Origin of the sequence: Microbacterium aquilitoris, from assembly GCF_031932285.1 — a bacterium.
Taxonomy (GTDB): domain Bacteria; phylum Actinomycetota; class Actinomycetes; order Actinomycetales; family Microbacteriaceae; genus Microbacterium; species Microbacterium aquilitoris.
In genome coordinates, this window is the sequence record NZ_JAUZVT010000002.1 from 865,047 (window position 1) to 885,477 (window position 20,431).

General features: G+C 70.0%; 23 protein-coding genes and 2 tRNA genes. 15 read left to right on the plus strand and 10 right to left on the minus strand.

Going from position 1 to position 20,431, the window contains the following annotated elements:
- The first annotated feature begins 12 nt into the window (after positions 1–12).
- Entirely contained in the window at positions 13–708 is a 696-nt protein-coding gene (locus Q9S78_RS11000; protein ID WP_311870218.1) for a DUF4166 domain-containing protein, read from the plus strand.
- The gene (ligA, locus tag Q9S78_RS11005; protein WP_311870219.1) at positions 681–3,005 is read left to right on the plus strand and encodes an NAD-dependent DNA ligase LigA; all 2,325 of its coding nucleotides are present in this window, start codon (positions 681–683) and stop codon (positions 3,003–3,005) included. The genes Q9S78_RS11000 and ligA overlap by 28 nt, the downstream gene beginning before the upstream one ends.
- A 3-nt stretch (positions 3,006–3,008) precedes the next feature.
- On the opposite strand, the gene Q9S78_RS11010 is transcribed toward ligA, so the two are convergent.
- Positions 3,009–4,709, minus strand: a complete 1,701-nt coding sequence (locus Q9S78_RS11010) for a long-chain-fatty-acid--CoA ligase (RefSeq protein WP_311870220.1) — start codon at positions 4,707–4,709, stop codon at positions 3,009–3,011.
- A gap of 56 nt (positions 4,710–4,765) precedes the next feature.
- Between Q9S78_RS11010 and gatC the strand changes: the two genes are divergently transcribed.
- From gatC to Q9S78_RS11040, 6 genes are all read left to right on the plus strand, one after another.
- Positions 4,766–5,065 (plus strand): Asp-tRNA(Asn)/Glu-tRNA(Gln) amidotransferase subunit GatC, encoded by a 300-nt coding sequence (gene gatC, locus Q9S78_RS11015; RefSeq protein WP_018188011.1) that lies wholly within the window; start codon positions 4,766–4,768, stop codon positions 5,063–5,065.
- Complete coding sequence (gene gatA, locus Q9S78_RS11020; protein ID WP_311870221.1) at positions 5,062–6,573, plus strand: Asp-tRNA(Asn)/Glu-tRNA(Gln) amidotransferase subunit GatA; 1,512 nt, start codon at positions 5,062–5,064, stop codon at positions 6,571–6,573. The genes gatC and gatA overlap by 4 nt, the downstream gene beginning before the upstream one ends.
- On the plus strand, positions 6,573–8,090 hold the full coding sequence (gene gatB / locus Q9S78_RS11025) for an Asp-tRNA(Asn)/Glu-tRNA(Gln) amidotransferase subunit GatB (protein ID WP_311870222.1): 1,518 nt from the start codon (positions 6,573–6,575) through the stop codon (positions 8,088–8,090). Before gatA ends, gatB begins: the two co-directional genes overlap by 1 nt.
- A gap of 73 nt (positions 8,091–8,163) precedes the next feature.
- On the plus strand, positions 8,164–9,420 hold the full coding sequence (gene dinB / locus Q9S78_RS11030) for a DNA polymerase IV (RefSeq protein WP_311870223.1): 1,257 nt from the start codon (positions 8,164–8,166) through the stop codon (positions 9,418–9,420).
- Positions 9,421–9,474: 54 nt separating this feature from the next.
- Positions 9,475–9,795, plus strand: coding sequence for a hypothetical protein (locus Q9S78_RS11035; protein ID WP_018188007.1), 321 nt, complete (start codon positions 9,475–9,477; stop codon positions 9,793–9,795).
- Positions 9,779–10,351: a nucleoside/nucleotide kinase family protein gene (locus Q9S78_RS11040; protein WP_311856797.1), complete on the plus strand. Its 573-nt coding sequence runs from the start codon at positions 9,779–9,781 to the stop codon at positions 10,349–10,351. Before Q9S78_RS11035 ends, Q9S78_RS11040 begins: the two co-directional genes overlap by 17 nt.
- Positions 10,352–10,361: 10 nt before the next feature.
- Here the strand turns inward: Q9S78_RS11040 and Q9S78_RS11045 are convergent, their stop codons facing one another.
- The 7 genes from Q9S78_RS11045 to yczE all read right to left on the minus strand — a co-directional run bounded on the left by Q9S78_RS11045 (position 10,362) and on the right by yczE (position 12,998).
- Positions 10,362–10,850 carry a DUF2017 family protein gene (locus Q9S78_RS11045; protein ID WP_311870224.1) on the minus strand — a complete coding sequence of 163 codons (489 nt, stop codon included), beginning with the start codon at positions 10,848–10,850 and terminating at the stop codon, positions 10,362–10,364.
- Complete coding sequence (gene clpS, locus Q9S78_RS11050) at positions 10,847–11,146, minus strand: ATP-dependent Clp protease adapter ClpS (protein ID WP_018188004.1); 300 nt, start codon at positions 11,144–11,146, stop codon at positions 10,847–10,849. Before clpS ends, Q9S78_RS11045 begins: the two co-directional genes overlap by 4 nt.
- Entirely contained in the window at positions 11,137–11,487 is a 351-nt protein-coding gene (locus tag Q9S78_RS11055) for a metallopeptidase family protein (RefSeq protein WP_311856794.1), read from the minus strand. The genes clpS and Q9S78_RS11055 overlap by 10 nt, the downstream gene beginning before the upstream one ends.
- A 25-nt stretch (positions 11,488–11,512) precedes the next feature.
- Positions 11,513–11,588 (minus strand) — tRNA-His (locus tag Q9S78_RS11060).
- A 34-nt stretch (positions 11,589–11,622) separates the two neighbouring features.
- A complete protein-coding gene (gene orn, locus Q9S78_RS11065) occupies positions 11,623–12,243 on the minus strand; it encodes an oligoribonuclease (protein ID WP_018188002.1) in 621 nt (206 codons plus the stop codon).
- Positions 12,244–12,289: 46 nt separating this feature from the next.
- Positions 12,290–12,362, minus strand: a tRNA-Arg gene (locus Q9S78_RS11070).
- Between the two features lie 27 nt (positions 12,363–12,389).
- Positions 12,390–12,998: a membrane protein YczE gene (gene yczE / locus Q9S78_RS11075; RefSeq protein ID WP_020097240.1), complete on the minus strand. Its 609-nt coding sequence runs from the start codon at positions 12,996–12,998 to the stop codon at positions 12,390–12,392.
- 60 nt (positions 12,999–13,058) lie between these two features.
- Here yczE and yczR point away from each other — a divergent pair, with 60 nt between their 5' ends.
- A complete protein-coding gene (yczR, locus tag Q9S78_RS11080; RefSeq protein WP_020097241.1) occupies positions 13,059–14,483 on the plus strand; it encodes a MocR-like transcription factor YczR in 1,425 nt (474 codons plus the stop codon).
- 5 nt (positions 14,484–14,488) lie between these two features.
- Here the strand turns inward: yczR and Q9S78_RS11085 are convergent, their stop codons facing one another.
- Complete coding sequence (locus Q9S78_RS11085) at positions 14,489–14,734, minus strand: hypothetical protein (protein ID WP_018187999.1); 246 nt, start codon at positions 14,732–14,734, stop codon at positions 14,489–14,491.
- A 125-nt stretch (positions 14,735–14,859) separates the two neighbouring features.
- Here Q9S78_RS11085 and msrA point away from each other — a divergent pair, with 125 nt between their 5' ends.
- The 5 genes from msrA to Q9S78_RS11110 all read left to right on the plus strand — a co-directional run bounded on the left by msrA (position 14,860) and on the right by Q9S78_RS11110 (position 18,812).
- Positions 14,860–15,384 carry a peptide-methionine (S)-S-oxide reductase MsrA gene (gene msrA, locus Q9S78_RS11090; RefSeq protein ID WP_018187998.1) on the plus strand — a complete coding sequence of 175 codons (525 nt, stop codon included), beginning with the start codon at positions 14,860–14,862 and terminating at the stop codon, positions 15,382–15,384.
- Between the two features lie 196 nt (positions 15,385–15,580).
- Positions 15,581–16,066 carry a single-stranded DNA-binding protein gene (locus Q9S78_RS11095; RefSeq protein ID WP_018187997.1) on the plus strand — a complete coding sequence of 162 codons (486 nt, stop codon included), beginning with the start codon at positions 15,581–15,583 and terminating at the stop codon, positions 16,064–16,066.
- 46 nt (positions 16,067–16,112) lie between these two features.
- Positions 16,113–16,610, plus strand: a complete 498-nt coding sequence (locus Q9S78_RS11100) for a DUF6993 domain-containing protein (RefSeq protein ID WP_311856792.1) — start codon at positions 16,113–16,115, stop codon at positions 16,608–16,610.
- Between the two features lie 50 nt (positions 16,611–16,660).
- Complete coding sequence (gene ettA / locus Q9S78_RS11105) at positions 16,661–18,340, plus strand: energy-dependent translational throttle protein EttA (protein WP_311870225.1); 1,680 nt, start codon at positions 16,661–16,663, stop codon at positions 18,338–18,340.
- Complete coding sequence (locus Q9S78_RS11110) at positions 18,333–18,812, plus strand: acyl-CoA thioesterase (protein ID WP_116229063.1); 480 nt, start codon at positions 18,333–18,335, stop codon at positions 18,810–18,812. Before ettA ends, Q9S78_RS11110 begins: the two co-directional genes overlap by 8 nt.
- Positions 18,813–18,818: 6 nt before the next feature.
- Here Q9S78_RS11110 and Q9S78_RS11115 read toward each other — a convergent pair whose 3' ends face one another.
- Entirely contained in the window at positions 18,819–19,691 is an 873-nt protein-coding gene (locus Q9S78_RS11115; protein ID WP_311870226.1) for an acyl-CoA thioesterase, read from the minus strand.
- Positions 19,692–19,753: 62 nt separating this feature from the next.
- Between Q9S78_RS11115 and Q9S78_RS11120 the strand changes: the two genes are divergently transcribed.
- Positions 19,754–20,428, plus strand: a complete 675-nt coding sequence (locus Q9S78_RS11120) for a DUF8185 domain-containing protein (RefSeq protein ID WP_116229065.1) — start codon at positions 19,754–19,756, stop codon at positions 20,426–20,428.
- Positions 20,429–20,431 lie beyond the last annotated feature (3 nt).

The following is a 20,431-nucleotide window of genomic DNA, read 5'->3' on the forward strand; positions in this document are numbered from 1 at the left end:
TAGATTCCGAGCATGACCACCGCCGCCGAGGACGCCCCGGCATCCGTCTACCAACGCGTGCTCGGTGAGGCGTACGGCGATCTGCCGTCCGTGCTGGCGCGGTACTTCGGTCCCATCCCTCCTGGGCACGTCGGGGTCGGGGAGGGGACGTACGACACCGTCGGATCCCGCTACCGCCTGATCGTGTGGCCAGTGCTGGTCTGGTCGACGCGGCACGACATGCTCTTCCCCGAGGCGGGCGAGCAGGTGCCGTTCCTGGTCGAGAACCGACCCGTCGCGGACGGTCTCGCCGGATCGCGGTGGTTCGCGTTCCCCGGCCGGCTCCGGGTCATGCGCGACACGATGCGTGCCGGTGACGGGGAGATCATCGAGCGGCTCGGCCGCCGCGGCGGGCTGGAGGTACGCCTTCGTCCCGCAATCGAGGACCGCCGTATGGTGCTGCGCTCAGGACGACTCGCGTGGCGGGTGCGCGGCATCCGCGTCCCTCTGCCCCGGGTCGCCTCGGTCACCGTGCAGGAGAGTGCGGGCCAGGGCGGCGACGGGCGTCAGCGCGTCGACGTCCGGCTCCGGATGCCTCTCCTCGGCGAGGTCTTCCGGTACTCGGGATCGTTCGCCTACCGCATCATGCGCGACGACGACAGCGGCTCGGGAGTGTCGGCCGCGCTCCCTACACTGTCGATGTGGCTGACGCAGAACTCCCCGCACTGACACTCGATGAGGCGCGCGCCGCCGCCGAGAGCCTCACCGAGAAGATCCTCGGTGCGCGCGAGGCGTATTACGGCGGCGACGTCGGGCTCGTCGACGACGCGACCTATGACGGGTGGATGCACGAGCTCGAGGCCATCGAGCGCGCGCATCCGGAGCTGCAGGGCCAGGACTCGCCGACGCAGACGGTCGGCGCGGCCGAATCGTCGATGTTCGCCCCCGTCGAGCACGCGGAGCGGATGCTGAGCCTCGACAACGTGTTCTCGCCGGAGGAGTTGCGGGAGTGGTGCACGAAGGCCGAGGCGTCGGCCGGACGCCCGGTGCGCTGGCTCACCGAACTCAAGATCGATGGTCTCGCCATCTCGCTGCGATACGAGGACGGGGTCCTGACCTCGGCCGCGACCCGAGGCGACGGCCGCATCGGCGAGGACGTGACCGTCAACGCGGTGCGCGTGGCCGGCATCCCCGATCGACTGGCGGGGGAGGGGCATCCCGCTCTCGTCGAGGTCCGCGGCGAGGTCTTCATCCCCGTCGCGGCGTTCGAAGAGCTCAACGCGCTGCAGGCGCGGCTGCGAGAGCGCGTCATCGCCGACGCGGCCGCGCGGCCGCGGTACGACGAGGAAAAGGCCCAGAAGAGCGCCGCCCGGCGCTTCCCCGCGTTCGCCAACCCGCGCAATGCGGCCAGCGGCGGGCTCCGCCAGCAGCTCGACAAGAAGTCGGGTCTCGAGCTGGAGGCCGGCGAGGCCCGTCTCGCATCGCTGCGCATGTACGTGCACGGGATCGGCGCGTGGCCGGACCCGCCCGTCGCCGCGCAGAGCGACGTGTACGGGCTTCTGGCCGAGTGGGGGCTCCCGGTCAGTCCCTACCCGCGCACCTTCGACGACGTCGACAGCGTCCTCGGTTTCGTCGCGGAGTACGGCGAGAAGCGTCACTCCGTCGCGCACGAACTCGACGGCATCGTCGTCAAGGTCGACGAGCTCTCGCTGCACGATGAGCTCGGCGCGACCAGTCGCGCGCCGCGGTGGGCGATCGCCTACAAATACCCGCCGGAAGAGGTGCAGACGCGGCTCGTCGACATCATCGTGTCGGTGGGGCGCACGGGCCGGGCCACGCCCTACGCGCAGATGGAGCCCGCACTCGTCGCCGGAAGCGTCGTGCGTCAGGCCACCCTTCACAACCAGGACGTCGTGAAGGCCAAGGGCGTGCTGATCGGCGACATGGTCGTGCTGCGCAAGGCGGGCGACGTCATCCCCGAGGTGCTCGGGCCGGTCGCAGAACTGCGCGACGGCACCGAACGGGCGTTCGTCATGCCGACCGAATGCCCCGAGTGCGGCTCGACGCTCGCCCCCGCGAAAGAGGGCGACATCGATCTGCGCTGCCCGAACACCCGCGGCTGCCCCGCGCAGGTTCGCGGACGCGTCGAACACATCGGCTCCCGCGGCGCGCTGGACATCGAGGCGCTCGGCGAGGTCACCGCGGCCGCCCTGACGCAGCCGCTCCCGCCGCAGGAACCCGCCCTCGACACCGAGGCGGGGCTGTTCGACCTGACGGTGGAGCGGCTCGTCCCGATCGAGGTCATCGTCCGGGACTCCGAGACCGGCGAGGCACGCGTCGACGAGAAGACCGGCGACGTGATCCGGCGCGCTCCCTTCCGCCGCAACCCCAGCGCGGCAGAGAAGAAGGAGGGGCTCACCGGCCCGCAGCCGTCGGCTCAGGCGCTCACCCTCATCGACGAACTCGAGAAGGCCAAGACGAAGGACCTCTGGCGGTTCCTCGTCGCCCTCAACATCCGGCACGTCGGTCCGGTCGCCGCCCGCGCGCTGGCGCAGTACTTCGGCTCACTCGACGCCATCCGCGCCGCCTCGCGCGATGAGCTCGCCGCGGTCGACGGCGTCGGAGGGATCATCGCCGACGCACTGCAGGACTGGTTCGCCGTCGACTGGCACGTCGACATCGTCGACCGTTGGGTCGCGGCCGGGGCGCGCCTGTCGATCCCGGGCCACCCCGGGCCCGGTGCCGCCGCAGCAGCAGGCGGCGTCCTCGAGGGCATCACGGTCGTCGCGACCGGCTCGCTCGAGGGCTACACCCGCGAGGGCGCGCAGGAGGCGATCATGCAGGCGGGGGGGAAGGCGGCATCCAGCGTCTCGAAGAAGACCGACTTCGTCGCTGCCGGCCCCGGCGCGGGATCGAAACTGGCGAAGGCCGAAGCGCTCGGGCTCCGCATCATCGATGCGGCTCAGTTCCACCTGCTTGTCACCGAGGGGCCGGACGCCCTCGGCGAGGCCCTTGCGGCGGAGTGAGGCTCAGTCCTTCTGCGCGAGCAGCGCGTCCCGCACCTGGCGCCGCAGCACCTTGCCGATGAGCGAGCGCGGCAGGTCGTCGACCGGTTCGATGCGACGCGGCACCTTGTACGGCGTCAGTCGTGTCCGCGCGAAGGAGCGGATGTCGTCGACGTCGAGGTCGGTCACGCCGGGGGCGGGGATGACGACGGCCACGACCTGCTCGCCGCTGTGCGGATCGGGCAGGCCGACCACGGCGGCATCCGCGACCTGCGGGTGCTGACGGAGCGTCGCCTCGACCTCGGACGGCGAGACGTTGAAGCCGCCCGTCACGATCAGCTCCTTCAGCCGGTCGACGACCCGGAAAAAGCCGTCTTCGTCGCGCTCGACGATGTCCCCGGTGCGGAACCAGCCGTCCTCGAGCACCTTCTCGGTCTCCTCCGGCTTGCCGTAGTACCCCGAGAAGACCTGCGGTCCGCGCACCACGAGCTCGCCGGGCTCACCGACACCGAAGACGCGCGACGGGTCCTCCGGATCGACGACCCGCGCGTCGGTCCCGGGGACAGGGATGCCGATCGTCCCCGCCTTCCGGCTGTCGGCCGGCGGGTTCACCATCAAGACGGGTGAGCACTCGCTGAGGCCGTAGCCCTCGATGAGGTAGCCGCCCGTGGCCTCCTCGAAGGGTTCGACGAGCGCCGGGGAGAGGGCCATCGCGCCCGACACGCCGATTCCGATGCCCCGGATCGACGCGCCGGTCTCACGGGCACGAGCGAGCAGGCGCTCCGCGATGGGCGGGACGAGGGGCAGGACCGTCGGCGGGTGCTTCTTGATCGCGTCGATCACCATGTCGGCGTCGAACTTCGGGAAGAGCACGAGACGCGCTCCCATCGACATCGCGAACGTCAGGCACAGCGTGAGCCCGTACGCGTGGAACATCGGCAGGACGGCGTAGAAGACGCATCCGTCCCCGCGGACCACCGCCGGGATGAACGCCTGACTCTGGCGGGCGTTGGCGAGGAGGTTCCGATGGGTGAGCATCGCACCCTTGGGCGTGCCCGTCGTTCCGGAGGTGTATTGGAGGACCGCGAGGTCATCCGTGGCGGGACGGGGGTGGGATGCCGGGAGCGCCTCGGTCCGGACGAGGTCGTCCCACGTTCGCGTCCCGCGCACCGGCGCGGTGAGCGCGTCGCGCGATTCGCGCGCCTTCGCGACCGGTAGCCGGAGCGCGAGCCGGGTGTGCAGCGGGAGTGCCGTCGTGATGTCGACCGACACCAGTGCCTCGACGTGGAGGTCGGCCGGGAACTCCTGGACCGTCGCGACGACCTTGTTCCAGACGATCGCGTGGCGCGCACCGTGGTCCTGGAACTGGGTCCGCAGCTCCCGCGGCGTGTAGAGCGGATTGTGCTCGACGACGACGGCGCCCAGGCGCAGGACGGCGTAGAAGGCGACGATGTGCTGGGGGCAGTTGGGAAGGACGATCGCGACCCGGTCGCCCTTCTTCACCCCGAGGCGGCGCAACCCGGCCGCCGCTCGACTCACGGCATCCGCCAGCGCGGCGTAGGTCGTCTCCTTGCCGAAGAACTGCAGCGCGGCCGCCTTCGGGTAATCGCGGACGGAGTCGTCGAGCAGATCCATGAGCGACCCGGTGACGGGCGGGAGATCGAGCGGGACGCCGGCGTCGTAGGACGAGAGCCAGGGGCGATCGGCGGAGATCGAATCGGTCACGTCCTCAGCCTAGGGCGAGCGCTCGGACGACGAGTGGCCCGAACTAGACTGGGGGAGTGTCTGAAATCACCCCCGATCTCGTGCGCCATCTCGGCGTGCTCGCCCGGATCCAGCTGAGCGACGAGGAGGTGGAACGCCTCACCGGCCAGCTCGATGCGATCGTCGACAACATCGCCAAGGTCTCCGAGGTCGCCACCCCCGAGGTCGCCGCGACGAGCCACCCGATCCCGCTGAGCAATGTGTTCCGTCCCGATGTCCCCGGCGACATGCTGAGCCTCGACGAGGTGCTGCAGAACGCACCGGATGCCGCCGACGGCCGGTTCCGCGTGACCGCGATCCTGGGGGAGGAGCAGTGAGCGACATCCTGAAGCTGACCGCTGCCGACCTCTCGGCGAAGCTCCGTTCCGGCGAGCTGTCGAGCGTCGAGGCCACGCAGGCCCACCTCGACCGGATCGCCGCCGTGGACGGCGACGTCCACGCCTTCCTGCACGTCTCGGATCACGCGGTCGAGGTCGCCCAGGACATCGACCGGCGCCGCGCCGCGGGCGAGGAGCTCGGCGAACTGGCTGGCGTCCCGCTCGCTATCAAGGACGTCCTCGTGACGACCGACATGCCGTCGACCAGCGGATCGAAGATCCTCGAGGGCTACATGTCGCCCTACGACGCGACCGTCGTGTCGCGCTCCCGCGCCGCCGGTCTCGTGCCGCTCGGCAAGACCAACATGGACGAGTTCGCCATGGGTTCCTCGACGGAGCACTCCGCGTACGGCCCGACCCACAACCCGTGGGACCTCGACCGGATCCCCGGCGGGTCTGGCGGTGGCTCCGCTGCGGCGGTCGCCGCCTTCGAGGCACCGCTGGCCCTCGGGTCCGACACCGGCGGCTCCATCCGGCAGCCCGCCCATGTGACGGGCACCGTCGGCATGAAGCCCACCTACGGGGGTGTCAGCCGCTACGGCGCCATCGCGCTCGCGTCGAGCCTCGACCAGGTCGGCCCCGTCTCGCGCACGGTCCTCGACTCGGCGCTCCTGCACGACGTCATCGGCGGGCACGACCCCCACGACGCCACGTCCCTCACCGATGCGTGGCCGTCCTTCGCCGTCGCTGCGCGCGAGGGGGCGACCGGCGAGGTCCTGAAGGGCCTGAAGGTCGGCGTCATCCGCGAGCTCGACGACTCCGGCTTCCAGACCGGCGTCTCGGAGTCGTTCCGCGCGTCCCTCGCCGCGATGGAAGCCGCCGGCGCCGAGATCGTCGAGGTCAGCGCACCCCACTTCGAGTACGGAGTCGCCGCGTACTACCTGATCCTCCCCGCGGAGGCCTCCAGCAACCTGGCCAAGTTCGACTCCGTGCGCTTCGGCATGCGGGTGAACGTGCCCGGTGGCACCGTCGAGGACGTCATGGCCGCGACCCGCGACGCCGGCTTCGGCGACGAGGTCAAGCGGCGCGTCATCCTCGGCACCTACGCCCTGTCGGCGGGGTACTACGACGCTTACTACGGCAGCGCTCAGAAGGTCCGCACCCTGATCCAGCGCGACTTCGACGAGGCGTTCGCGCAGGTCGACGTCATCGCGACGCCGTCGGCGCCCACGACCGCTTTCCGCCTCGGCGAGAAGCTCGACGACCCGATCCAGATGTACCTCAACGACGTGACGACCATCCCGGTCAACCTCGCCGGCGTCCCCGGCATCTCGATCCCCTCGGGCCTCGCAGCGGAGGACGGGTTGCCCGTCGGCATCCAGTTCGTCGCCCCCGCCCGGGAGGACGCACGTCTGTACCGCGTCGGCGCGGCCCTCGAGGCCCTGCTCGTCGACAGCTGGGGCGGTCCGCTGCTGGACCGCGCCCCGATCCTCGGAGGAGCCCGCTGATGGCCAAGGACGCGCTGATGGACTTCGACGAAGCACTCGAGCTCTTCGAGCCGGTGCTGGGCTTCGAGGTGCACGTCGAGCTCAACACCGAGACGAAGATGTTCTCGCCGGCGGCCAACCCGGCGCACGAGGCGAACCACGACGCAGCTCCCAACACGCTCGTCGCCCCGGTCGACATGGGTCTGCCCGGTTCGCTGCCGGTGGTCAACGAGATCGCGGTACGCTACTCGATCAGCCTGGGCCTCGCTCTCGGCTGCTCGATCGCGCCGTCGAGCCGGTTCGCGCGGAAGAACTACTTCTACCCGGACCTCGGCAAGAACTATCAGATCTCCCAATACGACGAGCCGATCGCCTTCGAGGGCAGCGTCGAGATCGAACTCGAGGGCGGCGACCTGGTCGTCGTCCCGATCGAGCGCGCGCACATGGAGGAGGATGCCGGCAAGCTCACCCACATGGGCGGTTCGACCGGTCGCATCCAGGGCGCGGAGTACTCGCTCGTCGACTACAACCGCGCCGGTGTCCCGCTCGTCGAGATCGTCACCAAGCCGATCTTCGGCACCGAGCACCGTGCTCCGGAGGTCGCCAAGGCCTATGTGGCGGCGATCCGCGACATCGTGCGGTCACTCGGGATCTCGGAGGCGCGCATGGAGCGCGGCAACCTCCGTTGCGATGCGAACGTCTCGCTCCGCCCCCGCGGTCAGGAGAAGCTCGGCACGCGCACCGAGACGAAGAACGTCAACTCGATGCGTTCTGTGGAACGTGCCGTCCGTTATGAGATCCAGCGTCAGGCGGCGATCCTCGCCGGTGGCGGCACGATCACGCAGGAGACGCGCCACTGGCACGAGGACACCGGGCGCACCTCGCCCGGCCGCCCGAAGTCGGATGCCGACGACTACCGGTACTTCCCCGAGCCCGACCTCCTGCCCGTCGAGCCGTCCGAGGAGTTGATCGAGGAGCTGCGCGCCGCGCTCCCCGAGGCGCCCTCGGTGTACCGACGACGGTTGAAGACCGAGTGGGGCTTCACCGACCTCGAGTTCCAGGACGTCGCCAACGGCGGTCTCCTCGCCGAGGTCGAGGCGACGATCGCCGCCGGCGCGTCCCCGGCATCCGCTCGCAAGTGGTGGACGGGCGAAGTCACCCGCGTCGCCAACGCGCAGGGAGCCGAACCCGCCGCGCTGGTCTCGCCCGAGTCGGTCGCCGAGCTGCAGAAGCTGGTGGATGCCGGCACGCTGACCGACAAGCTCGCGCGTCAGGTGCTCGAGGGCGTCATCGCGGGGGAGGGGACCCCGCAGGAGGTCGTCGACGCGCGTGGTCTCGCCGTCGTCTCGGATGACGGCGCCCTGATCGCCGCCATCGACGAGGCCCTCGCCGCGCAGCCCGACGTCCTGGCGAAGATCCAGGACGGCAAGGTCCAGGCCGCCGGTGCCGTCATCGGCGCCGTGATGAAGGCCATGAAGGGCCAGGCGGATGCCGCACGCGTCCGCGAGCTCATCCTGGAGCGCGCCGGACAAGCCTGACGCCGATCGATGATGCCGCCGCGCCGCTGCCCGATCCGCGCTCGGTGTCGGCGGCATCGTCGACAATGGAGGTATGGGACGCGGTGACGGGACGGGACGGATCGTCTCACCCGACGGTGCCGACGACACCGGCACGCGGATCCTCCACGTCGACATGGACGCTTTCTACGCGTCGGTCGAGGTCCTGTACGACCCGTCGCTCGCGGGTAAGCCCCTCATCGTGGGCGGGATGGAGGGGCGCGGCGTCGTCTCGAGCGCGTCGTACGAGGCTCGCCGCTTCGGGGTGAGGTCGGCGATGTCGGTCGGCCGGGCACTCCAGCTGTGCCCGCAGGCGATCGTCGTGGTCCCGCGGTTCGAGCGGTATTCGGAGTTGTCGAAGAAGGTCATGGCGATCTTCCGCGACGTCACCCCGCTCGTGGAGCCGCTCTCGATCGACGAGGCCTTCCTCGACGTGAGCGGTGCGCGCCGCCTCTGGGGGAGTCCCGGCGAGATCGCTCGGATGGTCCGCCGCCGGGTTCTGGAGGAGACCGGACTGACGTGCAGCATCGGCGTCGCGGCCACGAAGCACGTCGCGAAGATCGCCTCGACTGTGTCGAAGCCCGACGGGCTGCTGATCGTCGCTGAGCCCGACACACAGGCGTTCCTCGCTGCTCGCCCGGTCAGCGCGCTCTGGGGCGTCGGTCCCAAAGCTGCAGAGGCTCTCGAAGCGCGCGGCATCCGGATGGTGTCCGACATCCTGAACACCCCGCGGAGCGTCCTCGATCGAGCGCTCGGCCCGGCGATGGGCGCGCGTGTCTCGCAGCTCGCCCGCGGCCACGACCCGCGGTCGGTGCAGACGGAGCACACCGAGAAGAGCGTCGGCCACGAGGAGACCTTCCTCGAGGATGTCTCCGACACAGCGATGCTCCGGAGCGAATTCCGCCGTCTCGCCGACAGGGTCGCCTCCCGATTGCGCGCGGGCGGCTGGGAAGCGCGGACGATCGCCATAAAAGTGCGGTTCGCGGACTTCACGAACCTCTCACGGTCGGTGAGCGTCCCTGAGCCCACGAACGTCGGTCAGCGGATCGGCGACGTCGCCCTCGAGCTTTTCGGAAAGATCGACCTCGTCCAGCCCGTCCGGTTGATCGGGGTCCGAGGCGAGAAGCTCACGGGCGACGGTATCGGCGGTCTGGCACTGTGGGACGACGACGCGGAGTGGCGGAGGGTGGATGCCGCTCTCGACGACGCCCGCAGCAGGTTCGGCCGCGGCGCCGTCACGCGCGCGAGCACCCTCGGGCCGCGACGAGACGTCAACGCTCTTCCCACCAACCCGCGCCCCGCGCCGGACTGACCCGAATCGGCGCAACCCCCTGCTTTCCGCGTCGCCTGCGGCTACCGTGAGGGCATGGCAAACCTCCCCCTCGAACTCGGCAAGCAGTTCGCTTCGCTCGGCGTGACCACCGTCTACGGCGAACAGCAGGACGTCGACGGCATCCGGATCATCCCCGTCGCCCTGACCTGGTCGGGCTTCGGCGCGGGAGAGGACACGTCGGGCGGTGCGGGCGGCGGAGGCGGTGGCGCCGCGATCCCGATCGGTGCGTACATCCGCACCGGCGATGACCTGCGCTTCGAGCCGAATCTGGTCTCGCTCGTCGCCGTCGGCATCCCGTTCGTGTGGATCGCGGGACGGGCGCTCAGCCGCGTCATCCGTGCACTCAAGCGCTGATCCGCTCGGGGCTGCCCTCGTCGTCGCGGTCGACGACGTCGCGGACGCCGTTCACGGCGTGCGGCGCGAGCCGGCGGTGGTGCTGGTCGACGGTCGTTCCGGCGCCGGGAAGTCGACGTTCGCGGACCTCCTCGCCGAGCGGCTGGCGGGTGCGGCGATCGTGCGACTCGACGACGTCTACCCCGGCTGGGACGGCCTGCGCGACGGCGCGGACACCGTGCGTCAGGGCGTCCTCGTGCCGCTGCGCAGGGGCGAACCGGGGTCGTGGCCGGTGTGGGATTGGACGACGGATCGGCCCTCGGGGCAGGAGAGGCGCGTCGCCCCCGCGGCCGTCGTCATCGTGGAGGGTTCCGGTGTGCTGACGCCCGCATCGGCCGAGCTCGCGGACGTCGCCGTATGGCTCGACGCGCCCCGGGATGCCCGCCGGGTGCGCGCGCTCGAACGGGACGGCGAGACGTACCGACCGCACTGGGAGCGGTGGGAGAGGCAAGAGGAGGCGCACCTCCGGGATCACCACCCGGATCAGCTCGCGAGCCACGTCTTCCGGCTGCCCTGAACGTCCCTGCTCAGGCGTCGAGCGCCTGCACGAGCATCTCGAGGCGGTAGCCGATCCACTCGTACACGCCGAACCGGGCATCGCCGTCGCCGCGCTGCTCTTCGTCCGTCACCCCGAGCCGGTCCGCCAGCACCAGCCGAAGGGCGGCGAGCGTGCGGAGCCAGGCACCGGCGGCATCCGGGGTCAGATCGACCACGAGGATGTCCTCGGCGGCGGCGCGGTCGAGCTGATCGATGTCGAGGTCCTGCCCGTCGTGCCGCAGGGACGCGCGGACGATGCCCGCATCCGCCGCCCGTCGTGCCAGGAGGTCGTCCTCGGTCAGGCGACGGAACTCCGCCGCTGCCTCTGCGTCGTCGGCGTAGGCGTCCGGCACGAGTCGGCGCACGGCCGGGTCGGAGCCGTCGTGCGAGGTCACGACGTCTTCGAACTGTCCGACGAGATCGGACAGATGCGCGGCTTCGAGGAGCGTCAGCTCCATGGCGACAGCGTGGCCAGTCACGACCCCGCCTCTCGCACGGTCGCCCACAGGCCGTAGTCGTGCATCGCCTGAGCGTGCAGCTCCATCTGCTCCCGCGACCCCTCGGCGACGACCGCGTGCCCGTCGTGGTGGACGGCGAGCATCAGCCGGTGCGCCTTCTCACGCGAGAATCCGAAGTACTGGCGGAAGATGTGCTCGACGTAGCTCATGAGGTTGACGGGATCGTTCCAGACGACGGTCTGCCAGGGTCCCGAGGTGGATGCCTGCAGGTCCGTCCGCTCGTCAATCTCCGGCGACGCGATGCTCATCAGGCCCACCCCAGCTCGTGCAGTCGGGCATCGTCGATGCCGTAGAAGTGGGCGATCTCGTGGACGAGGGTCGTGTGCACCTCATCACGGAGGTCGTCGATGTCATCGCACGCGTCCAGGTGCGGTTCCCGGTAGAGGATGATGCGATCGGGGAGGTCACCCATGCCGTACTGATCCCGCTCCGTCAACGCGAGACCGTCGTACAGCCCCAACAGGTCGAGCGAGCCGTCCTCGGGACGGTCCTCGACGACGAACACGACGTTGTCGAGCCCCGCGACCATGTCGTCGGGCAACCCATCGAGTTCGGACGCAACCAGATCCTCGAATGCCTCGGCATCCATATCGATCATGACCACGCCTCACGCGGAGAAGATATGGGGTGAGTAACGGGACTTGAACCCGCGACCCCCTGGACCACAACCAGGTGCTCTACCAACTGAGCTATACCCACCATGTGCCCGTCTCCGGGCAACCCCACAAGTGTATTACAGTCCGGAGGCGAACGACGACACGGCGGATGCCGCGGCGGTGCGCGCGTCGTCGCTCGACGGTCCGGGGGCGTCCACGAAGACCGTCTCGCGGTAGTACGCGAGCTCGCGGACGCTCTCGCGGATGTCCGCGAGGGCGCGATGGCCGCCGTCCTTCGCCGGAGCGTTGAAGTAGGCGCGGGGGTACCACCGGCGGGCGAGCTCCTTCACGCTCGACACGTCGACGTTGCGGTAATGCAGCCACCGATCGACGCGGGGCATGTAGCGCGCGAGGAACATGCGGTCGGTGCCGATCGTGTTCCCGGCGAGCGGGGCCTTGCCTTCGGGGACGAACCGCTGGATGTACTCGAGCACCTGGAATTCGGCGTCGGCGAGGCTCACCCCGTTCGGGATCTCTGCGAGAAGGCCGGAGCTCTCGTGCATCTTCGTCACGAAGTCGTTCATGTGCGCGAGGGCGGAGTCGTCGGGCTTGATCACGATCTGGAAGCCGGGGTCGAGGACGTTGAGCTCGAAATCGGTGATGACGACGGCGACCTCCACGAGCTCGTCGACCGACAGGTCGAGGCCCGTCATCTCGCAGTCGATCCAGACGAGGCGGTCGTTCTCCGCAGCTGACACGTGGTCTCCTCCCACAGGAGCCGACCGCAGATGCGGCGACTCGGAGCCCCTCCAGGAGGATTCGAACCCCCGACCTTGCGGGTAGAAACCGCTCGCTCTGTCCACTGAGCTATGGAGGGAAGGATGCTCGTCCCCCAGGCTACCGCTCAGACCGAGATCGTCGCGCGGCGCACGCGCAGGGCGCGCCACCGGGCCGACACATCGAGGGCGACGTGCACGCCGGGACCGATGAGGACCGCGAACAGCACCGTGCCGAGGCCCACCGTTCCGCCGAGCAACCACCCGGTGACGAGGACGCTCCCTTCGACGGCGAACCGGCAGACCCAGATCGGCCATCCGAACCGAGCGTGGAGGCCCGTCATCAACCCGTCGCGCGGCCCCGGCCCGAGGTCGGCGCCGAGGTAGATCCCGGATGCCGCGGCGATGAGCGCGATACCGAACACGAAGACGAGAACGCCCCAGAGGTAGTTCTCGACGGGCGGGATGACCGCAAGCGCCCCCTGCATGACGGTTCCGACGACGAGGATGTTCGCGATCGTGCCGATGCCGGGGCGTTGACGGAGCGGGATCCAGGCGAGGAGGACGAGCGCGCCGGTGATGACGACGATCCAGCCGATCCCGATACCCGTCTGCACGGAGAGTCCCTCGGCGAGGACCGTCCAGGGGTCGAGTCCGATGCCGGCCTGGACGAGGACGGCGCAGCCGATGCCGAACAGGGCGAGTCCGATGACGAGGCGGAGGAGGCGCAGAAGCATGGACCCATTCCACCGTAAGATTGGCCTTCTGTATGCAGTCCAATCTCGAAAAGGTGGACCATGGACTCTCGGATCGGTGCCCGAAGCCTCGCCGCTGCACTCGGTGGCTGGCGGACCAGGACGCCCACCTACGAGGCCCTGGCCGACGGCATCCGTCTTCTCTGTCTCGATAACCGCGTCGCCGCCCACACCGCCCTGCCCGCCGAGCGCGAACTCGCGGCGACACTCGGCCTGAGTCGGGCGACGGTCGCGGCGGCCTATCGCTCGCTCCGCGAGAGCGGTCACATCGAGAGCACGCGGGGATCGGGCAGCATCACGCTTCCCCAGGTGCGCCGAGGAGCCGGTCGAGTGTTCGACGACGGCGAGGGCATCGACCTGCAGCAGGCCAGTCCGGCGGCGTGGCCCGGCCTTGCGGGCGTCATCGCCGAGGTCGGAGCGGATGCCGCATCCCTCGTCGGCCGGCCCGGTTACGACATCGTCGGCAGCAGCGAACTCCGGACGGCCATCGCCGACCGCTACACCGCACGCGGGATTCCGACTGCCCCGGACGAGATCCTGGTCACGAACGGGGGACAGCACGCCATCCACCTCGTCACGGCCGCTCTCCTCGGGCCGGGGATGACGGCGCTGCTCGAGACGCCCACGTACCCGCATGCGACCGAGGCGATCAAGGCCACGGGAGCGCGCGTGACCGGAACACCGGTGACCGTCGACGGCGGCTGGGACCTCGATCGTGCCGAGCAGACCTTCCGGCGTGCGCGTCCGACCCTCGCCTATCTCATGCCGTGGTTCCAGAACCCGACGGGGCGGTCGATGTCCCCGACGGATGCCGCGACCTTCCGCGCCGCAGCCGAACGCGCGGGGACGGTGCTCGTGATCGACGAGACGACCGCCGAGCTGATGATCGACGGCACCGCGCCGGAACCGTTGGACTTCGGACCCCATGCCGTGCGGATCGGTTCACTGGGCAAGACGGTGTGGGGTGGGCTGCGGGTCGGCTGGGTGCGGGCGGACCGAACCTTCGTGCGGCGACTCGTGGCTTCTCGCCCCCGTCGCGATCTCGGTACCGCCGAGTTCGAGCAAGCCGTCGCCGCGCGTCTCATGCGTCTGATGCCCGACATCCTGCCGCAGCGCGCCGAGCTGCTCGGCCGGGGGAGGGATGCCGCCGTGGCCGCGCTCCGCGCATCGTTCCCGACGTGGGATGTCCCCGTCCCGGCGGGCGGCGTCTCGTTGTGGGTGGGGATGGACGCTCCGCTCAGCGGATCGCTCGTCCTGGCGGCTCGGCGCGAGGGAGTCCTCCTGTCGGCGGGCCCACGCTTCTCCGTCGACGGCGGATACGACGCGCACCTTCGCGTGCCCTTCACCGCCCCGCCCGAGCAACTGCGCGACGCGATCACGGTGCTGGCACGACTGTGGCCCGAAGTGGGCGGCGCCGGCGCGGGGCACGCGCAGGACGAGAGCGAGGCCGTCGCCGCCATCGTCTGAGCGCGTCAGCGCGAGTCGTGGAGGACGGCCACCGCGTCCTCCATCCGCCAGAAATCGCCGAGCTCGACGAAGCCACCGGCCGCAGGGCGGAACCGGCGCGCGCGATAGCGCGTGGCGAGGTCGTCGCCGATGCGGGCCACGTGTCCGACGACCCGGCCCTCGGGGTCGACGACGCGCGACAGGCGGTCGGAGACAGGTGTGAGGCGATATCGGCGGAGCCGGACATCGGTGTTCGGTGCGATGGTGGTCACGGGGCCTCCTCTGCGTCGATTCGCAGGGTACGCTCGGCCACCGACACGCACCTTCGGGACGGAACATCGCGCCCGCCGTCGGCGTTGTCCCTCGTGACGATCCCACAGTGAAAGGAAGGTCTCGCATGCAGACCTATGTGCTTGCCGGAGGCTGCTTCTGGTGTCTCGACGCCGCGTACCGCGCTCTCGAGGGAGTCGAGTCGGTCGAATCTGGCTACATCGGCGGTTCCGTGGCGTCGCCCACGTACGAGCAGGTGTGCACCGGCACGACCGGTCACGCTGAGGCCGTCAAGGTGACGTTCGACGAGGAGATCATCCCTTCCGACGTCATCCTCGATGCGTTCTTCACCATGCACGACCCGCGCCAGCTCAACCGGCAGGGCAACGACGTCGGCACCCAGTACCGCTCCGCCATGTTCCCCGCCGATGACGCGCAGCGCGAGGAGTTCCAGCGCGCCGCGGAACGTGCCGCGGATTGGTGGGGTGGCGGACTGGTCACCACGATGGAGCCCCTCGGCGAGTGGTACCCCGCCGAGGACTACCACCAGGACTTCTTCACCAAGAACCCGGGCCAGGGCTACTGCCTGGCCGTCGCGGTGCCGAAGGTGAACAAGGTCCGGGCCCGGTTCGGGGAGTACGCCCGCCGCTGATCCTCCCCGGCGGACCTCATGGTCTCCGTCTTCTCCCCACGCGCCCCGGTCGCCGACGGTTTCCACCGTTCGGCGACCGGGGCGCCGTCGTGCCGGGCGTCAACGGAATCCTGAAGGGGCTCCGACGCCCGCCGGGCACGCGGGCGTCGGAGCATCGAGCGGGCACAGCCGTGCCCCGACGACTGAAGGAGTCGAAATGAAGGATCACATCACGATCGTCGGCAACGTCGGGGCCGACCCCGAGTACCGTCGACTTCCCGACGGCACGCCCGTCGTGTCGCTGCGGGTCGCCAGCACCGACCGCCGTTACGACGTGAAGGCGGGCGCGTGGGTCGACGGGCTCACCAGCTGGTACCGCGTCTCGGTCTTCCGGACGCTCGGAGAGCACGTCGCCGCTTCCGTCCGTCGAGGTCAGCGCATCGTCGTGCACGGAACCCTCGCCATCAAGCGGTGGGAGGCCGGTGACAAGTCCGGAACGGATGCCGAGATCGACGCCGTCGCACTGGGACACGACCTCGCCTTCGGGACGTCGGTGTTCACGCGCGACGAGAAGCCGCGCGGTCAGGCCGACACCGGCGAATCGGCGACGGAGTGGGCGGCGCCGGGCGCGGAATCCGGGGCCGACGCAGACAGCGCGGACGAGCGGACCTGGCAGGCCGAACCCGCCGCCACGCCGTTCTGACTCGCACCCAGCCGGCTCGGAGGCCGCACGCCCTAGACTCTCGCCCGTGCGCAGACACCAGCCCTCCCGGGGATCCCGCCTGCTCCTGCTCGCGCTCTCGCCCGTGGTGGTGGTGACGCTCGCCGCATGTGCACCCGGGTCGAGCCCGGCGCCCTCTGAGCCCGCGACGTCCTCTGCGGCTGCGCCCCGCCCCTCGGGGTCGGCGACACCCACCCCCACAGCCGCTGCGGACTCCGCCGAGGCGCGTCTGCCCGACTTCACGTCGGTGATGGATGCCGTCTGGCGGGACTCGGCATCCGTCAAGGGGCGCGTCTACGTCGACGCCCTGGTGGCGGCGGGGTTCCCGAAGAAGGCGATGCAGGTCACGGAGGACGAGACCTCGATCGGCAATCCCGCGGACAGCATCCAGTTCTCCGTCCGAATCGGCGACGAGTGCCTCGTCGGACAGGTCGGTCCGTCGGTGGCGAAGCCGACGGCGCTCGTGATGCCCGGCCTCGCCGACGGCGCGTGCCTGCTGGGACAGACCCGATCGATCGATTGGTGACACCCGGACCGTCCCGTCACGAGGGACGACCCACGTAGACTTGGGCCGTTATGGCCGAATACATCTACTCCATGGTCCGCGCCCGCAAGGCCGTCGGCGAAAAGCTCATCCTCGACGACGTCACGATGGCGTTCCTGCCCGGCGCCAAGATCGGCATGGTCGGCCCGAACGGCGCCGGTAAGTCGACGATCCTGAAGATCATGGCGGGTCTCGACACACCGTCCAACGGCGAGGCGAAGCTCTCGCCCGGGTTCTCGGTCGGCATCCTCATGCAGGAACCCGAGCTCGACGAGTCGAAGACCGTCCTCGAGAACATCCAGGACGGCGTGGCGATCAAGCCCAAGCTCGACCGGTTCAACGAGATCTCCGCGCTCATGGCCGATCCCGACGCCGACTTCGACGCGCTCCTCGCCGAAATGGGGACGCTGCAGGAGGAGATCGACGCCGCGGACGGCTGGGACCTCGACTCGCAGCTGTCGCAGGCAATGGACGCGCTTCGCACGCCTCCGGCAGACGCCGCGATCGCCCCGCTCTCCGGTGGCGAGAAGCGCCGCGTCGCCCTCGCCAAGCTCCTGCTCCAGAAGCCGGACCTTCTGCTCCTCGACGAGCCCACCAACCACCTCGACGCCGAGAGCGTGCTCTGGCTCGAGCAGCACCTGCAGGCCTACAAGGGTGCGGTCATCGCCATCACCCACGACCGGTACTTCCTCGACAACGTCGCGGAGTGGATCGCGGAGGTCGACCGCGGCCGCCTCATCGGCTACGAGGGCAACTACTCGACCTACCTCGAGAAGAAGGGCGAGCGTCTCGAAGTCCAGGGCAAGAAGGACGCCAAGCTCGCGAAGCGCCTGAAGGAAGAGCTCGAGTGGGTCCGCTCGAGCGCGAAGGGCCGCCAGACGAAGTCGAAGGCGCGCCTGGCCCGCTACGAGGAGATGGCGGCCGAGGCGGAGCGGACGAGGAAGCTCGACTTCGAGGAGATCTCGATCCCGCCCGGGCCGCGCCTGGGAAGTGTCGTGATCGAAGCCAAGAAGCTCCAGAAGGGCTTCGACGGCCGCTCGCTCATCGACGGCCTCAGCTTCAGCCTGCCGCCGAACGGCATCGTCGGCGTCATCGGCCCGAACGGCGTCGGCAAGACCACGCTCTTCAAGACGATCGTCGGCCTCGAGCCCCTCGATGGCGGTGACCTGAAGATCGGCGAGACGGTCAAGATCAGCTACGTCGACCAGTCGCGCTCGAACATCGACCCGAACAAGACGCTGTGGGAGGTCGTCTCGGACGGCCTCGACATCATCACGGTCGGCAAGACTGAGATCCCCTCGCGCGCCTACGTCTCGAAGTTCGGCTTCAAGGGGCCGGACCAGCAGAAGAAGGCGGGCGTGCTCTCCGGCGGTGAGCGCAACCGCCTGAACCTCGCGCTCACGCTGAAGGAGGGCGGGAACCTGCTCCTCCTCGACGAGCCCACGAACGACCTCGATGTCGAGACCCTGAGCTCCCTCGAGAACGCTCTGCTGGAGTTCCCCGGCTGCGCCGTGGTCATCACCCACGACCGGTGGTTCCTCGACCGCATCGCGACGCACATCCTCGCGTACGAGGGCACCGCCGACAAGCCCGACCAGTGGTACTGGTTCGAGGGCAACTTCGAGGCGTACGAGGCGAACAAGATCGAGCGGCTCGGCGCCGACGCGGCGAACCCCGCGAAGTCGACGTACCGCAAGCTCACGCGTGACTGACCCCCGCATCCGCGTTCCCATCCACCTGCGGTGGGGCGATCTCGACGCGTACAACCACGTCAACAACGCGGCGATGCTGAAGCTCCTCGAGGAGGCGCGCGTGCGCGCCTTCTGGGTGCCCGGCGCGGGGGAGCGGGTCGTCCCGACCGCGGTCATCGACGCGAGCCACGGCGCGGCGCAGCTGACCCTCATCGCCCGCCAGGAGATCGAGTACCTCGCACCGGTTCCCTACCAGCGCGATCCGATCGACGTGCAGATGTGGTTCGGGAAGATCGGCGGATCGAGCGCCGAGGTCCACTACGAGGTCTTCACGCCCGCGGGCCAGGAGCCGCAGACGCTGTACGCCCGGGCATCCACCGTCATCGTCCAGGTGGATGCCGGGACCGGCCGTCCCGTGCGGTTGTCGCCCGAAACGCGGAAGGCCTGGGAGCCGTTCCTCGGCGAACCGCTGCCGCCGCTCGGACGACGCTGAGTCCGGTCAGTCCGCGTCCGGGATGCGGACCATGATCTCCTGAGCGACGGAGGCGACCAGTTCTCCCTCGCGAGAGAAGATCCGCCCCGTCGCGAGCCCTCGGCCGCCCTGCGCGCTCGGCGACTGCTGGACGTACAGCAGCCACTCGTCGACGCGGGCGGGACGGTGCCACCACATGGCGTGGTCGAGACTCGCGACCTTCAGTCCGGGCGTGGCCCACGAGGCTCCGTGGGCACGGAGGACCGATTCCTGGATCGTCAGATCGCTCATGTACGCGAGCGCGGCCCGGTGCACGCGCGGATCGTCGGGAACCTCGCCGCGCGTGCGCACCCACACCGACTGGTGCGCGACGCGGTCGCTGCCGACGCTCGCATAGACGGGATCTTCGACGTGGCGCACCTCGACGGGGCTCTGATCGAAGTGGCGCTTGCTCATCGGGTGCAGCCCCGCCAGGACGGAGTCATCGGACAGGTCATCCGGTCCGGGGATGCCGCTCGGCATCTCGTCCTGGTGCTCGAGTCCCGTCGCGTCGATCTCGAAGGACGCGATCATGGAGAAGATCGGCACGCCCTCCTGGAAGGCCTGGGTGCGCCGCGTGGAGAATGACCGCCCGTCGTGGATGCGATCAACCGAGAAGGTCATGCCGCGCGTCGAGTCACCCGGGCGGAGGAAGTACCCGTGCATCGAGTGGGCGGCGCGGCCGTCGTCGACCGTCCGTTCCGCCGCGATGACCGCCTGCGCGAGGACCTGACCGCCGAACACCCGACCCAACGGCATCGCCTGCGACACCCCGGTGAAGATGTCCTCCGTGGTGCGGGCGTCGCTCGAGGACAGATCCAGGACGGCCAGCAGCCCGTCGACGTGGCCCGATTCGCTCACGGCGTTCCTTTCCGGGGAGCCCGATGTCATCCCGTGGGCGCCCGGTTGGTAGTTTAGGTCGGATGTCCCCGCAGCTCGTTTTCCCCGACCCGCGCTCGGCGGCCGACCTCCTCACGTTCGCCGGGCGGGCCGCCCGGCTGGGCGACCCGGCGGTGCGGCTGCGGGCCGCCGGCGGGACCCTGGCCGTCTCCGCGGCCCCGCTGTCACCGCGCGGCTTCGGCGACGACACCCCGACGGTCCTCGGGATGCGCTTCCTCTCCATCGACCCCGAACTGGAGTGCGACCTCGTCGTGGATGCCGGTGCCCTCCGCGCCGGCGAGGACCCAACGCGTGTGGGACTTCCCGACAGCGGCGTCTCCGCCGCGTGGGCGGGCATCTCGCCGCCCCGCTCGGGCTGGGTTCCCGGCTCGCCGATCGCGGTCGATGCGCTCGCACGGTCGGTCCGTCGCGGAGTGGATGCCGTGGCGTCGGCGCTGCCGGCGGCACCCGGCGAGGACCTCGTCCGGACGGTCCGAGCCGTCGTGTGGGGCGCACCCGACGCGGAGCTGGACGGTCTCGTCGCGGGAGTGGCGTTCGCGGCGGATGCCCTCGGGTTCCTCGGCGCGGACGGGAACGAGGAAGCATCCGTCCGACGGACCGGGACGTGGACCCGTGTCAGCCTGTCCCGCGGACACGTGCTGGTCCGGGCCGGCAACCCGACCGGACTGACCATGGTCCGCTCGACCGGCGGTCGCTGACCG